Origin of the sequence: Coprobacillus cateniformis (genome assembly GCF_009767585.1) — a bacterium.
In the GTDB taxonomy this organism is placed as follows: domain Bacteria; phylum Bacillota_I; class Bacilli_A; order Erysipelotrichales; family Coprobacillaceae; genus Coprobacillus; species Coprobacillus cateniformis.
Window position 1 is genome coordinate 33,072 of the sequence record NZ_WSNW01000001.1, and the last position, 13,986, is coordinate 47,057.

General features: G+C 32.9%; 14 protein-coding genes. All 14 read right to left on the reverse strand.

All coding sequences use genetic code 11. The features are described 5' to 3' along the window. The 14 genes from mutS to GQF29_RS00220 all read right to left on the reverse strand — a co-directional run bounded on the left by mutS (position 1) and on the right by GQF29_RS00220 (position 13,896). A complete protein-coding gene (mutS, locus tag GQF29_RS00155; protein ID WP_160340658.1) occupies positions 1 to 2,493 on the reverse strand; it encodes a DNA mismatch repair protein MutS in 2,493 nt (830 codons plus the stop codon). Between the two features lie 106 nt (positions 2,494 to 2,599). Continuing rightward, positions 2,600 to 3,106: an outer spore coat protein CotE gene (cotE, locus tag GQF29_RS00160; RefSeq protein WP_008788849.1), complete on the reverse strand. Its 507-nt coding sequence runs from the start codon at positions 3,104 to 3,106 to the stop codon at positions 2,600 to 2,602. Between the two features lie 151 nt (positions 3,107 to 3,257). Next, the gene (locus tag GQF29_RS00165) at positions 3,258 to 4,130 is read right to left on the reverse strand and encodes an AraC family transcriptional regulator (RefSeq protein WP_008788848.1); all 873 of its coding nucleotides are present in this window, start codon (positions 4,128 to 4,130) and stop codon (positions 3,258 to 3,260) included. Positions 4,131 to 4,249: 119 nt separating this feature from the next. After that, entirely contained in the window at positions 4,250 to 5,758 is a 1,509-nt protein-coding gene (locus tag GQF29_RS00170) for an IMP dehydrogenase (RefSeq protein WP_054688961.1), read from the reverse strand. Between the two features lie 66 nt (positions 5,759 to 5,824). Next, positions 5,825 to 6,172 carry a YlbF/YmcA family competence regulator gene (locus GQF29_RS00175; protein WP_008788846.1) on the reverse strand — a complete coding sequence of 116 codons (348 nt, stop codon included), beginning with the start codon at positions 6,170 to 6,172 and terminating at the stop codon, positions 5,825 to 5,827. Then, positions 6,156 to 7,598, reverse strand: coding sequence for a tRNA (N6-isopentenyl adenosine(37)-C2)-methylthiotransferase MiaB (gene miaB, locus GQF29_RS00180; RefSeq protein WP_160340659.1), 1,443 nt, complete (start codon positions 7,596 to 7,598; stop codon positions 6,156 to 6,158). Before miaB ends, GQF29_RS00175 begins: the two co-directional genes overlap by 17 nt. A 77-nt stretch (positions 7,599 to 7,675) precedes the next feature. Continuing rightward, a complete protein-coding gene (locus GQF29_RS00185) occupies positions 7,676 to 7,921 on the reverse strand; it encodes a hypothetical protein (RefSeq protein WP_008788844.1) in 246 nt (81 codons plus the stop codon). A 65-nt stretch (positions 7,922 to 7,986) separates the two neighbouring features. After that, positions 7,987 to 8,247 (reverse strand): stage V sporulation protein S, encoded by a 261-nt coding sequence (locus GQF29_RS00190; protein ID WP_008788843.1) that lies wholly within the window; start codon positions 8,245 to 8,247, stop codon positions 7,987 to 7,989. Positions 8,248 to 8,295: 48 nt separating this feature from the next. Then, on the reverse strand, positions 8,296 to 9,078 hold the full coding sequence (locus tag GQF29_RS00195; RefSeq protein WP_008788842.1) for a TIGR00282 family metallophosphoesterase: 783 nt from the start codon (positions 9,076 to 9,078) through the stop codon (positions 8,296 to 8,298). A 47-nt stretch (positions 9,079 to 9,125) separates the two neighbouring features. Next, complete coding sequence (gene rny / locus GQF29_RS00200; protein ID WP_160340660.1) at positions 9,126 to 10,685, reverse strand: ribonuclease Y; 1,560 nt, start codon at positions 10,683 to 10,685, stop codon at positions 9,126 to 9,128. Between the two features lie 146 nt (positions 10,686 to 10,831). Next, entirely contained in the window at positions 10,832 to 11,869 is a 1,038-nt protein-coding gene (gene recA / locus GQF29_RS00205; protein ID WP_008788840.1) for a recombinase RecA, read from the reverse strand. Positions 11,870 to 11,908: 39 nt separating this feature from the next. Next, positions 11,909 to 12,370 carry a CinA family protein gene (locus tag GQF29_RS00210; RefSeq protein ID WP_054688964.1) on the reverse strand — a complete coding sequence of 154 codons (462 nt, stop codon included), beginning with the start codon at positions 12,368 to 12,370 and terminating at the stop codon, positions 11,909 to 11,911. Between the two features lies 1 nt (position 12,371). Further along, positions 12,372 to 12,965: a CDP-diacylglycerol--glycerol-3-phosphate 3-phosphatidyltransferase gene (gene pgsA, locus GQF29_RS00215; protein WP_054688966.1), complete on the reverse strand. Its 594-nt coding sequence runs from the start codon at positions 12,963 to 12,965 to the stop codon at positions 12,372 to 12,374. Between the two features lies 1 nt (position 12,966). Then, positions 12,967 to 13,896 (reverse strand): helix-turn-helix domain-containing protein, encoded by a 930-nt coding sequence (locus GQF29_RS00220; RefSeq protein ID WP_054688968.1) that lies wholly within the window; start codon positions 13,894 to 13,896, stop codon positions 12,967 to 12,969. Positions 13,897 to 13,986 lie beyond the last annotated feature (90 nt).

The window sequence follows — 13,986 nt, forward strand, 5'->3', positions numbered from 1 at the left end:
TTATAGTAATTTCTTTAGTTCAATTAATGTACTTAAGGCATCTATTGGTGATAATGCCATAGGATCTATTCTTGATAATGTCTTTTCAACTTCACTTTCTTTTTGAACAATGACTGGCTGCTCATTCGTTTCACTAATAACGGTTTCAAGATTATTATCTTCTAGCGACTTCAAAATAATTTGCGCACGAGCAATCACTTCATCAGGCAATTTTGCTAACTGAGCAACATTAATACCATAAGAACGATGACTTCTACCAGGTTTAATCTTATATAAGAAAACAATGTGATCACCTTCAACTGAAGCACTTGCATGCACATTTTGAATCTTGAACTTTTCATCCATCATTGTTAACTCATGATAATGAGTAGAAAATAATGTGATACAGTGAATAGAAGTTGCTATATACTCAATCATTGCCTGTGCAATAGCCATCCCATCAAACGTTGCAGTTCCACGTCCTATTTCATCAAAGATAATCAGTGAATCCTGTGAAGCATAGCGAAGAGCATTGTTGGCTTCTAGCATTTCAACCATAAACGTTGACTGTCCTGAAATCAAATCATCACTTGCACCAATGCGTGTAAAGATTTGATCAAATACAGGTAAGTTAGCTTGTTCACAAGGCACAAATGAGCCAATCTGTGCCATAATAACACATAATGCAATTTGACGCATATATGTAGATTTTCCACCCATATTTGGACCAGTAATCAAAAGTATAGGTGCATCATGTTCAATATGTAAATCATTTGGGACATAGTTTTGTCTAGAAATCACTTGCTCAATGACACCATGACGTCCATTTGTGATATCTACAATATGCTGGTCATTAAACATTGGACGTACATAACCATTATGACTTGCCTTAGATGCTAATGACTGATAGACATCAACCTGCGCCACAACACTGGCTACATCTTGAATAGAATGAACATCTTTTTTTATATACTCTCTCATTTGCACAAAGATTTCATATTCAAGTGCCACCATTTTATCATGAGCACTCAAAATTTTTGCTTCCATTTCTTTTAATTCTGGTGTCACAAATCTCTCAGCATTAGAGATACTTTGTTTTCTTGTATATTCAAACTCATCTTTAATCATAGGCAAATAACTCTTTGTAACCTCAATATAATAACCAAATACTCTGTTATAGCCAATCTTTAGTCCCTTAATTCCTGTTCTTTCTCTTTCCTTTTGTTCAAATTCACTTAACCACTGTTTTCCATTCTCACGAATATATCGCAATTCATCCAACTCTTCATTATAACCATCTTTAATCAATCCACCTTCTTTAATAGTTAATGGTGGATTATCAACAATAGCCTGATCAATCAAATCAGTAATATGTGTTAAATCTAATAATTGTTCTGCTAGACTATTTGTATATTGATTATCAAGTGATAACAATTGATGTTTTAATTCAGGAATAACTTTTAATGAAGCAGCAATCCATTTTAAATCTCTTGCATTGACATTTCCAAAAGCAATTCTTCCTGCCAATTTTTCAATATCATAAATATCATTAATAATATCTTTAATCGTTTCTCTTTCAATAAAATTATCGATTAAGATTTCAATAATATCCATTCTTCTTTCAATTTTTTCCTGATTAATTAATGGTCTTTCAATCCATTGACGCAAAAGTCTTCCACCCATTGCTGACTTTGTATCATCTAATAACCACTGCAAAGTTCCATAATTCTCATTATCAGCATTCTTTATCAGTTCTAAAGATTTCTTTGTATAAGAATCCATATAAATAAAATCTTCTGTCTTTACTTCTTGAATAACTTGAATATGACCTAATTCTCTTTTTTGAGTCTCTAGCATATAATTAAGCAAGCTTGAACAAACTTTAATTTCTTTTAAATCTTTTATATTCTCAAAGATTTTCTTATAAGATTCATTAAATTTATCATTATGATATTGGGAAATAAATACCTGATCAAAATGAATATCTTCATCAACAACCAGTTCTCTTAAACCTAAAGAATCAATCTGATTCTTTAATAAATGCTCCTGTTTATCAATATTCACAACATAGAATTCTCCAGTTGAAATATCACAATAAGCCAAAGTATAATTAAAATCAAAAACACCTAAAGCCCCTATATAATGATTTCTTTTCTCATTAAGAGATCCATCCATAATCGTTCCCGGTGTTACAATCTGAACAACTCCACGCTCAACAATTCCTTTCTTCCCAGGATCTGATAATTGTTCCACAATAGCAATCTTATGACCTAAATCAATCAATCTTTGAATATAACCACTGACTGAATGAAATGGCACTCCACACATAGGAACTCTTTCTTTGGCTCCAGCATTTTTACCTGTCAAAGCAAGATCCAGTGCTTTTGAAGCAACAACAGCATCATCGAAAAACATTTCATAAAAATCACCCAATCTAAACATTACGATTGCATCTTTATTGTCTTCTTTTATTTTTAAATATTGCATCATCATTGGTGAATATTTTTGTTTCATCTTATCACTCCTCATATAACTAATACATTATAGCATAATTTGTCAAATAATGAAAAGAATTCCTCTTACAAAAGATAGGAATTCTTCTCATAAATACATATAATAATCAACTTTTAATGAAGTCAGGATTGATTTCTATATCTTCAAATTCATCCCAAACTTCATCCTCATTCTTGACTTCTACTTTGATACAAGTTTCACCGCTAATTTCTATCTGCATTTCCTTCTCAACTTCAATCGTCACATTGTAATCACTATGTGACGCAGACAAACATTTTGGCTTTTCACGGCATCTTGCTTTGACCTGATCAGTTGTCTCAAAATCCCTTGATTCTTTCTTTGTGACTTGCATATCATCAATATAAGTGACCTGATGCCTTTCCACAACCGAATCCATTTCATCATGACAGCTATACCAAACATGCACATCATAAGTCCCAACAATCTTAGGAACTCTGTTTTTAATAGCTGCTTCATAATGGTGATTTGTAATCCAACACCCAAGTATGTCATTTGGACAATCTGTCAAAGTAAAAGTATAGGTACATTTGGATAATTTTTTCCCCTTCGCCACAATTGCCTTTGTATAAATCTCTCTGATATTATTGCTCATAAATCCACCTCCATATACTATATGACAAAAAACATGATATAACACAATTTTTTATAATTATTGTATGATATCATGCTTATTTATGAAATTTATTTTTTTATTCTGGTAATTGATATTTGGCCTAAAGACTCTTTTTTAAATACTCTATCCATTAAATTTTGGCTGGCTGAATTTTAGCCCATAATTCGATATAACAGTTTTTTGAAAATGGCTGAAAATACTTCTGAACTAGCAAGGGTTCAGGAATCAGATGATGTTGTGGCAACCACCTTTCATACAAATACTGACTTGCCTTGTATAATGCAACATTGACTAGAGTCTCAAAATCTTCTGCTTCATAGCGACAAACAACATAACTTCCTTTTGGCATGATCCTTGTTTCTAGATTGAAAGGATTCTCTTTTGATTCGATTCCAACAAAATAATCAAAATAATTTGTATCTTCACAAGGAGTTAAAATATCTACACCTGCCTGATTTTGATCGATTTCAAAATCATCCCATAAGGAAGTAAGTTGATTGACTTTAGCTTCGCCTATTTGAGACACAAGCGAAATCGTACTCTTACCAATAAATTGAATATCTTCTTTACATTCATATTCATTAATTTCGATAACCATATCATCAACAATATATGGTTTCCCTTCCTCTATAAAAGAATAATTCAGAGATAAATCCGGCTGAACAAAAAAGTCCAGATGAATATTTGAATCTCGATATTCAGATGGTGTTATCGTATAAACATTTTTAAACACCTTTGTAAAATGACTATGACTTTGAAAACCACACTTGATTGCGATAGCTAAAATGCTTAAATCAGACTCCTTTAATAGTTTTGCAGCTTTGGCAAGTCTCCTCAGCTTAATATATTCAGCAATATTTTTATTTACCAAACGATTAAACAAACGCTGAAAGTAATATGGTGATAAATATACTCTATGTGCGAGTATTTCAACATTTAAATCACAAGCTAAATTGTTTTCTATATATGTAATTGTTTCTTGAATCGGTTCCCATGCAACCATTATTCACTCCTCCTTTTCTAGTTCAAGTATATCATTTACAGATTATTTTTGCTTGTCTACAAATGCTTTTCTCTAAAGAAAAAAGTATCTGTTCAAAACAAACAGACACTTTCTATATTTTATTGATTATGTGACGGAGTCGAATCTTTTAAAACAACATCATGTGCTCCACCTTCTACAATGCTTGTAGAAGAAACAAGAGTGATTTTAGCTTTTTCCTGTAATTCAGGAATAGATAATGCTCCACAGTTACACATTGTAGACTTAATTTTTGCTAATGACAAACCGACATTATCTTTTAATGATCCAGCATATGGAACATAAGAATCAACACCTTCTTCGAAAGAAAGTTTCTTATCTCCACCTAAATCATATCTTTGCCAGTTTCTTGCACGGGCACTTCCTTCACCCCAATACTCTTTCATGTATTGTCCATTGATATTCACTTTATTTGTTGGTGATTCATCAAAACGAGAGAAATATCTACCTAACATAATAAAGTCTGAACCCATTGCCAAAGCAAGAGTCATATGATAATCATGAACAATTCCACCATCACTACAGATAGGGATATAAATACCAGTTTCTTGGAAGTATTCATCTCTTGCTTTAGCGACTTCAATCGTTGCTGTTGCTTGACCTCTTCCAATTCCTTTTTGTTCACGTGTAATACAAATAGAACCTCCACCGATTCCTATCTTTATAAAATCAGCACCAGCATCTGCTAAGAATCTAAAACCTTCAGCATCTACTACATTACCAGCACCAACTTTTACAGTATCACCATAAGTTTTTCTTATCCAATCAATTGTTAATTTTTGCCATTCACTAAAACCTTCGCTTGAATCAATACATAGAACATCTGCTCCAGCTTCTATTAAAGCAGGAACACGTTCAGCAAAGTCTCTTGTATTAATACCGGCACCAACAACATATCTTTTAGAATGATCCAATAATTCATTTGGATTTGATTTTCTTGATTCATAATCTTTTCTAAAAACAAAATATTCTAATTTTTGATTTTCATCAATAATTGGTAATGCATTTAATTTGTTATCCCAAATAAGATCATTCGCTTCTTTTAAAGAGACACCACTACGAGCAGTCACTAATTTATCAAATGGTGTCATGAATTCAGATACTTTTGTATCCATATCCATACGAGATACACGATAATCTCTTCCCGTTACTATACCAACCAATTTCCCATTTGCTGTTCCATCAATTGTTACAGCCATTGTTGAATGTCCTGTTTTTTCTTTTAATGCAATGACATCCTTTAATGTTTGATCTGGAGCAATATTTGAATCACTAGGAACAAACCCTGCTTTATATGCTTTGACCTTTCTAACCATTTCTGCTTGTGACTCAACAGATTGAGAGCCATAAATAAATGAAACCCCACCTTCTCTTGCAAGTGCAACTGCCATTGTATCATTAGATACAGATTGCATAATTGCAGATACAAGAGGTATGTTTAATGAGATAGCAGGTTCTTCACCTTTTTTAAATTTTACCAAAGGTGTTTTCAAACTTACATTTTTAGGTTGACACTCTGCACTTGAGTATCCTGGAACTAATAAATATTCATTAAATGTGTGCGATGGTTCATCAAAAAAATATGCCATGTTTTCTCTCCTTTTTCCGACTTTTGTTTTGTAGTTTATTGAAAGATTATATAGATTTTTGTATCTTTAGTCAACCTTTTTCTGTAATTGTTCATTAATATCATCTTGTATTTGAGTAACAAGGTCATTGACCTCTTGCTTCAATAAAAGATAATTATAAACAATTGGATTTTCATCAAATAATTTTCTTTTGTTTTCATAACTTTCAATAAGTTTTTGACAATCAATTCCTTGATGTTTAGCATTAACAATTTGCTTTTGTATATCTTTGAGTTCTTCTTCAGTGTTTAATAAATCAGGGTTGTTATGAATAAGAGTTTCATATTTTTGAAACTCTTTAACGACTTCTTGATCCAATATCCACTGATTAAGAGCTTTCGCTTTTTCTTCTATTTCCTTATTCAATTTCTTCACCCTTTAAAGCCCATGTCTTTACTTCGGTCACTTTCACAGGAACAATTTGGCCAATATGCTCTTGATGACCTTTAAAATTAATAAGTTTCTGATGTCTCGTATATCCGGTCAACATATTATCATCTTTTTTAGATGTTCCTTCTACCAAAACCTCAACTACTTCATCTAGATATTTTTGATTTTGTTTTAATGCCTTTTCATTCACTAAATCATTCAAACGATAAAGACGTTGTTCTTTCGTATGAATATCAATATCATCTTCCATTTTAGCGGCTGGCGTACCAGCACGAGGCGAATAGATAAATGTATAAGCTAAATCATATTCACAATGTTCATACAATGTTATTGTATCTTCAAATTGTTCATCTGTTTCACCAGGGAAACCAACAATAATATCTGTTGTAATTGTACAATCAGGTATTTTGGTTTTAATTTTATCAAATAATTCTAAATATTGTTCACGGCTATAACGTCTACCCATACGTTTAAGAACTTCGCTATTTCCTGATTGAACAGGCAAATGAATTGCTGGCATAATATTATCATATTGAGCAATTGTATCAATCATATCATCTGTAAAATCCCATGGATGACTCGTTGTAAATCGAATACGCGGAATGCCCGTTTGAGCAACATCAGCTAATAATGATGCAAAATTATAACCATCATCAAAATCCTTCCCATAAGAATTTACATTTTGCCCCAACAAAGTGATTTCTTGATATCCTTGTGCCTTTAATTCATTCACTTCTTCAATAATCTCATTTTTTAAACGTGATCTTTCTTTTCCACGAGTATAAGGAACAATACAATATGTACAGAATTTATTGCAGCCATACATAATATTAACCCATGCTTTATACGGATGAGCACGATGACTAGGAAGATTTTCAATAACATCTCCTTCTTTTGACCAAACTTCTAAGACCATCTCTTTATCTAACATGGCCTGTTTTAATAATACTGGTAAACGATGAATGTTATGTGTTCCAAAAATCATATCCACCTGCTGATGCTTTTCAAGAATTTTTTGAATAACAACTTCCTCTTGTGCCATGCAACCACAAATTCCAAAAATAACATTTGGATTAGTACGTTTCACCTTCTTAAGATATCCAATTTTTCCAAAAACTTTTTCTTCCGCATTTTCTCTAATTGCACATGTATTCAATAAAACAACCTGGGCATCCTTAATCTCATCAGTTGCTTCATAGCCTAAGCTTTCTAAGATTCCTGCCAATGTCTCTCCATCACGTTCATTCGCTTGACAACCATAAGTTTGAATAAAATACTTCTGTCCTTTTCCTATCCCAATCATATCTGCTGGAACTTCATAAGCATCATCAATATGATGAATCTCATCTTTTCCTCTATGCTTTGCATCTCTTAATGATGGCCCTTTAAAATATTCACTATAGTCTTTCATTTTTTCACCACTTTCTGTCTTATTATATCAAATATTATAAAATAGAAAAGAAAAAAATAAGGACATTGTCCTTATTTTTAACCAAAGAAACCATCTGGTTGAATTGAAAAATATAATACAGCTCCCTCAGGAGTCTTTTTGAAAAGTCCTTTGCAATAAGCAGAAGCTTCATCAGGTGATAATTCTGTTTCACATTCGATTTCAGCTTTAATTCCAGTTTTCTTTACAAATCTACATTTTACTTTCTCATCTTCATATCCATCGAAAAAGTCGATTAATTTTTGAGTTTGAGCTGTTTGCATTAATAATTTACATTTAGCCATAATATTTCCTCCTTGTATTTCTCGATATATATTATACCCATTTTTGCACAAAAAAGAAAGTCCTTTTAATGCATTTCTACATTTAATCGTAAAGATGTAATAACCTGATCATCAATAGTTAAATCATAGAATGATGGAATACAATATATTTCATAGCCACCTGGAGCAATATAACCTCTAGCAATTGCAATAGCTTTCATTGCCTGATTCAACGATGCCGCTCCAATTACTTGTATTTGAACACTTTTGTGTTCTCGTAGTAGACTTGTTAAAGCCCCTGCTACCTTGCTAGGTTTTGACGATGAAGATACTCTAATCATTTCCATAAAAATTCCTCCTTGCCTTAATATATGAGCAAAGAGGATAAATTATGATTATAGAAAATGATATGGGTCAATACAAATTCTCTCTATTTTTTCACATTGATTTTCCTGGTCAAAACAAAGTAATGTCGCTAAAAACTGACCTTCACCTTCAGCAGGTTGAAAAGGTGTCATCAACCCTGTTTTCATACGCTTGATAATTGTCTCTTTATCACAGCCAATCACACTGACATATGGGCCAGTCATTCCTACATCACTTTGATAAGCTGTTCCCTTATCTAAAATCTTTTCATCAGCTGTTGGGACATGTGTATGTGTACCTAGAACTGCCGAAACCTGACCATCTAAATAATATCCCATCGCTATTTTTTCACTTGTAGCCTCAGCATGAAAATCAACAATATGAATATCACTTTGATCATCTTTTAAGATGTCATCAATAGCCTCAAATGGATTTTGCGATTTCCCATCCATAAATGTTAATCCTAATAAATTAGTCACTCTCACGCGCTTACCTTTAATAGAAATCTCACGACTTCCTACCCCAGGCAATGCTCTTGGTTGATTATAGGGAACAATCAAACGATCAGCTTCATCTATATAATCAAGCAATTCTTTTTTTGAAAAAGTATGATTTCCCATTGTCATCAAAGAAATACCTTGAAACAAAAACTCTTCATAATGTTTTTTCATAAGTCCTTTTCCATGTGTTGCATTTTCAACATTCGCAATAACCATATCAACTTGATATTTTTCTTTTACTTTCGGTAAATACATATCAATCATTTCTCTACCAATCGAAGAAAACACATCTCCTATAAAAAGAATATTCATTTATATCTTCCTTCCTTTAAAAAAAGATAGGTTTAAAAACCTATCTTTTATTTAGCAATTTCATTCGCACGAATTTCTCGAATAACAGTCACTTTAATATGCCCAGGATAAGTTAATTCATTTTCAATCTTATCCCTGATTTCTCTTGCCAATTTGTGACTTGCCAAATCATCAACCTTATCAGGTTTTACAACAACACGGACTTCACGTCCTGCTTGAATTGCAAAGACTTTATCAACACCTTGAAAACTCTTTGAAATTTCTTCTAATTTCTCAAGTCTTTGAATATAATTTTCAATAGTTTCACTACGACTTCCTGGTCTAGCTGCAGATAATGTATCAGCAGCTGCAACAAGAATAGAAATAACACTTGTTGGTTCAACATCCCCATGATGAGATTCAATAGCATTAATAACCGTAGCATTTTCACCATATTTCTTAGCGAATTTAGCACCGAGTTCTACATGGCTACCTTCCATTTCATGGTCAACTGCTTTTCCTAAATCATGCAATAATCCTGCTCGACGAGCAAGTTGCTGGTTTAATCCAAGTTCTGCTGCCATCATACCAGCAAAATGAGCAACTTCCAATGAATGCTGAAGACCATTTTGACCATAACTTGTACGATATTTTAATTTTCCAAGCATCATCACAATTTCTTTATTCACACGAGATAAACCTAATTCAAAAATAGCATCTTCTCCTGTTTTTTGAATCACTTCATTTAGCTCGTTTTTCGTTTTTTGAACAACTTCTTCAATACGACCTGGTTGAATTCTTCCATCACGAATTAAAGTTTCTAATGACAGACGAGCAATCTCTCTTCTGACTGGATCAAAGCAAGAAATAGTAATCGCTTCTGGTGTATCATCAATAATCAACTCAACACCTGTTGCATTTTCAATCGCTTTTATATTACGACCTTCACGTCCAATAATACGTCCTTTCATCTCTTCACTTGGTAAAGCCACAACATTCACTGTACGTTCAATTGTTTCCTCCTGTGAATAACGATTAATTGCAGCTGCGATGATATCTTTTGCATAAAGAGAAGCTTTTGATTTCGCCTCGTCTTCCTGCTCCTTGATAAAAGCAGTCACTTCTTTAGACATTTTCTGTTCTACTAATTTAAACAATTCTTCCTTTGCTTCATTGGCGCTCATTGCAGCAATTTTTTCTAATTCCACAATTTTTGCATCAATTTGTTCCTTTAATTGAGCCTCCAATTTACCTAGTTCTTCACTTTTCTTTTCTAATTGCCTAGCTTTATCATCCAAAACATCTTCTTTCCCTTGTAAAGCAATATCTCTACGATCAATGTTTTGCTCCCTTTGCAATAGTTTATTTTCAAATTTAGTAACTTCTAAGCGTTGCTCCTTGATATCCTTTTCAGCATCAAGCTTATATTCATAAGCCTGTGTTTTTGCATCAAGAATTGCTTCCTTTACTATATTATCAGCTTTGGCAGTTGCTTCTTCAACAATCTTTGTTGCATCTACATTTGCTTTTGACACTTTGATTTTTGTCAATACAAAATACAATAAAAATCCAATTGCAACTGCTAGAACATAGGTTAAAATAGTGAGAGGGTCATCCAATCTTGGCATAATATTCCTCCTATTTCCTATGATAAATTTCTTATAGTGCGTTTCACACACAAATCTATTATACCGTATTTTTGTGAAAATGACAATAAAATATCAAAATAATGGAATGGCTTCCAAAAGCCATTCCATTATTTTATTCTTCTGTATTATTTTGTTTCTTCATGAGGAAATAAAACATCCTTCACTTTATTTTCAATTTCCGTCATGATTTCAGGATGTTCAGCTAAGAAAATCTTTACATTTTCACGACCTTGGCCAATCTTTTCACCTTGATATGCATACCAAGCACCAGACTTATCAATAATATCATTATCAACTGCCAAGTCAATCACTTCACCATCTCTAGCAATCCCTTTTCCATAAACAATATCAAAACTTGTATTTCTAAATGGTGGAGCAACCTTATTTTTGACAACTTTAACATTGACTTTATTCCCAACAACTTCCGAACCATTTTTAATAGCTTCGCTTTTTCTAATTTCAATACGCACTGATGAATAAAATTTCAAAGCACGTCCACCAGTTGTTGTTTCAGGATTCCCATACATAACACCTATCTTTTCACGCAACTGATTGATAAAAATGATTGTACAAGATGTCTTGTTCATAAGTCCAGATAAACGACGCATTGCTTTTGACATCAAACGTGCCTGGAGACCTACTGAATTATCACTCATTTCACCATCTAATTCTACTTGAGGAACCAATGCTGCAACTGAATCGACAACAACCAAATCAATCGCATCACTCTTGACCAAAGTTTCAGCAATAGCCAAACCTTGTTCACCACTATCTGGTTGAGATAAAATCAACTCATCCACATTCACACCTAAGTTTTTTGCATAAACAGGATCAATTGCATGTTCAGCGTCAATAAATGCTGCACGTCCACCTTGTTTTTGCACTTCAGCAATAGCATGCAATGTCAAAGTCGTTTTCCCACTTGATTCTGGACCATAGATTTCAATAATACGTCCTTTTGGATAACCACCAATACCTAAAGCTGCATCCAATGTTAATGATCCAGTTGGAATCACATCGATATCAACAGCAACACGATCTCCCAATTTCATAACTGAACCTTTTCCAAATTGTTTTTCAATCTGTGTAATTGCATCAGCCAATGCTTTTTCTTTCTTTCCATCAACAGCTTCTGCCTTTTTTGCTTTTGTTTTTTCTGCCATAAGAAATGACCTCCTTACTTCTATATTCACTTTTTATATTCAGTTTTTCTTTAAAATATTTAATATTTTTTCAATTCCTAATAAAATAGCCTGTTTTTTAATATCATCTCTTGTTCCAGCAAGTTCAAAACAAAAAGTATGAATTTCTCCTGCATAGGCAATACCGATATAAATCAAACCAACTGGTTTTCCTTCCATTGCAGTAGGTCCAGCGTTACCAGTAAAAGAAATACACAAATCACTTTCAAACATTCTTTGACCATGAATAGCCATTAAACCAGCAATTTCTTTTGAAACAACACCAAACTTTTGAATGATTTTCTCATCTATATGCAAGACATCACGCTTAATGCGCGTTTGATAGCTTACCAAACTGCCACGGTATACAGCTGAAATACCACTGATACTACCAATCCTGTTAGCAAATCCGCCAACTGTAAAACTCTCTACACTACTTATCGAAATATTTCTTTCAATTAATATTTCAGCCAATTCATCCATTTTACATACTCTCCATAATATATTGACGATTCTTCATAAAGTAATCAATACCACTGATAACCGATATCATTGTCGCTAACCAAATCATGATCTGATCCATTGGAATCCCAACAGCACTAAAGATAACATTATTTAACAATAAAATTGCAATAGCAAGCATTTGAGTCATCGTCTTTGCTTTGCCAAGAAGACTGGCAGCCAAGACTACATTCTTTTGACTCGCCACCAAGCGAATAGCATCAACAATTGTATCTCTTGCAATCATGATAATTGGAATGACTATCGTGATATGATTTGATGACGCCAATAACAACAATGCTGTATTTACAATTAATTTATCAGCAATGGGATCAATAAACTTTCCAAATGTTGTCACAAGATCATTCTTTCTTGCTAAATAACCATCTAGATAATCAGTTAATGCTGATAATGCAAAGATAACAAATAAAACAATATCTAACAATGATAATTGCGTTGATAAAATATCAAAAGTAGGCATTGATATGCCTAACGATTGATAAGGTATTAAATAAATAATGACAAACAATGGGACACTAACTAAACGTACAGTTGTTAATTTATTAGGTAAATTCATCTTATTCCTTCTCTAATGTTAATTTTAAAGTTGAGACACTATATGAAACATCATCTTCAGTCAATGGAATTTCTTGTCCATTAATATAATAGTGATGTCCCGCACTATATCCATTTTTCAATGTTAAATTTTCAAAATCAGCAACAGTAAATTCAAGTTCAACTGTTTCAGGTGTACCATCAGCATTAGGACCATAAATACGAGAATCAAAACCATCGTATTGAGTCCCATTCACACTTAATTGTGCCCATGATTTGTTCCCAAACTCTATTTTCAATGTAAACTTGTCTGTCCCCGATGGAAGTTTAAAACGAAAATCCAAACGATCATTTCTCGTAATTTCAACATTGGTATTTGTTGGCGTATTATTTTGGTCAGGGTTGGTGTTATTATCATCATTTGGATCAGTATTCACATCACCTTCAACTGTTGGTGGATTCTGTGGCTGAAATGATGGATCCTTGCTTTGTGAACGTGTAGAATAGAAGCCATACCAAATCACAACAATAACCAAGCATACCAAAACCAAAATAATTGCTGCCCTCACAATTGTCACATGTGATTTATCTTCATAAACGGATGGCTTTCTTGTCAGTTGTGGTGCTTCAAAAGAAAACTTCTTTCCTTTTTTAACAACTTCCTCATTGTGTTTATGTTCATATTCTTCTTTATCCTGCATCTCTGCCATTTGAATTTCTTGTGTTAAATCTATATATTGTTGAGTCATCATATCAGCATCTAAACTTAAGACATTTGATATTTTTTTCAAATACATTTTAACATAAGCTTCATCGCCTTTATAACGATCAAATTTTCCATCTTCAATATCATGTAAAACTGCAACAGAAATCTTCGTCCTTTGAGAAAGTTCTTCTATTGTTAAATGTTTTGCTTCTCTTTGACGACGAATATCTGCACCTATATTTTCCATAAAAGCACCTCCTGTATAATCAATACGCAATAAACCCAATAATAATATTATTAAATCATAAATTGTCTATTTTTACAACACCAACACTAT

Coding starts and splice junctions, on each gene's coding strand:
- mutS (WP_160340658.1), bottom strand. CDS start 2,493: ATGAAACAAAAATATTCACCAATGATGATGCAATATTTAAAAATAAAA.
- cotE (WP_008788849.1), bottom strand. CDS start 3,106: ATGAGCAATAATATCAGAGAGATTTATACAAAGGCAATTGTGGCGAAG.
- GQF29_RS00165 (WP_008788848.1), bottom strand. CDS start 4,130: ATGGTTGCATGGGAACCGATTCAAGAAACAATTACATATATAGAAAAC.
- GQF29_RS00170 (WP_054688961.1), bottom strand. CDS start 5,758: ATGGCATATTTTTTTGATGAACCATCGCACACATTTAATGAATATTTA.
- miaB (WP_160340659.1), bottom strand. CDS start 7,598: ATGAAAGACTATAGTGAATATTTTAAAGGGCCATCATTAAGAGATGCA.
- GQF29_RS00185 (WP_008788844.1), bottom strand. CDS start 7,921: ATGGCTAAATGTAAATTATTAATGCAAACAGCTCAAACTCAAAAATTA.
- GQF29_RS00190 (WP_008788843.1), bottom strand. CDS start 8,247: ATGGAAATGATTAGAGTATCTTCATCGTCAAAACCTAGCAAGGTAGCA.
- GQF29_RS00195 (WP_008788842.1), bottom strand. CDS start 9,078: ATGAATATTCTTTTTATAGGAGATGTGTTTTCTTCGATTGGTAGAGAA.
- rny (WP_160340660.1), bottom strand. CDS start 10,685: ATGCCAAGATTGGATGACCCTCTCACTATTTTAACCTATGTTCTAGCA.
- recA (WP_008788840.1), bottom strand. CDS start 11,869: ATGGCAGAAAAAACAAAAGCAAAAAAGGCAGAAGCTGTTGATGGAAAG.
- GQF29_RS00210 (WP_054688964.1), bottom strand. CDS start 12,370: ATGGATGAATTGGCTGAAATATTAATTGAAAGAAATATTTCGATAAGT.
- pgsA (WP_054688966.1), bottom strand. CDS start 12,965: ATGAATTTACCTAATAAATTAACAACTGTACGTTTAGTTAGTGTCCCA.
- GQF29_RS00220 (WP_054688968.1), bottom strand. CDS start 13,896: ATGGAAAATATAGGTGCAGATATTCGTCGTCAAAGAGAAGCAAAACAT.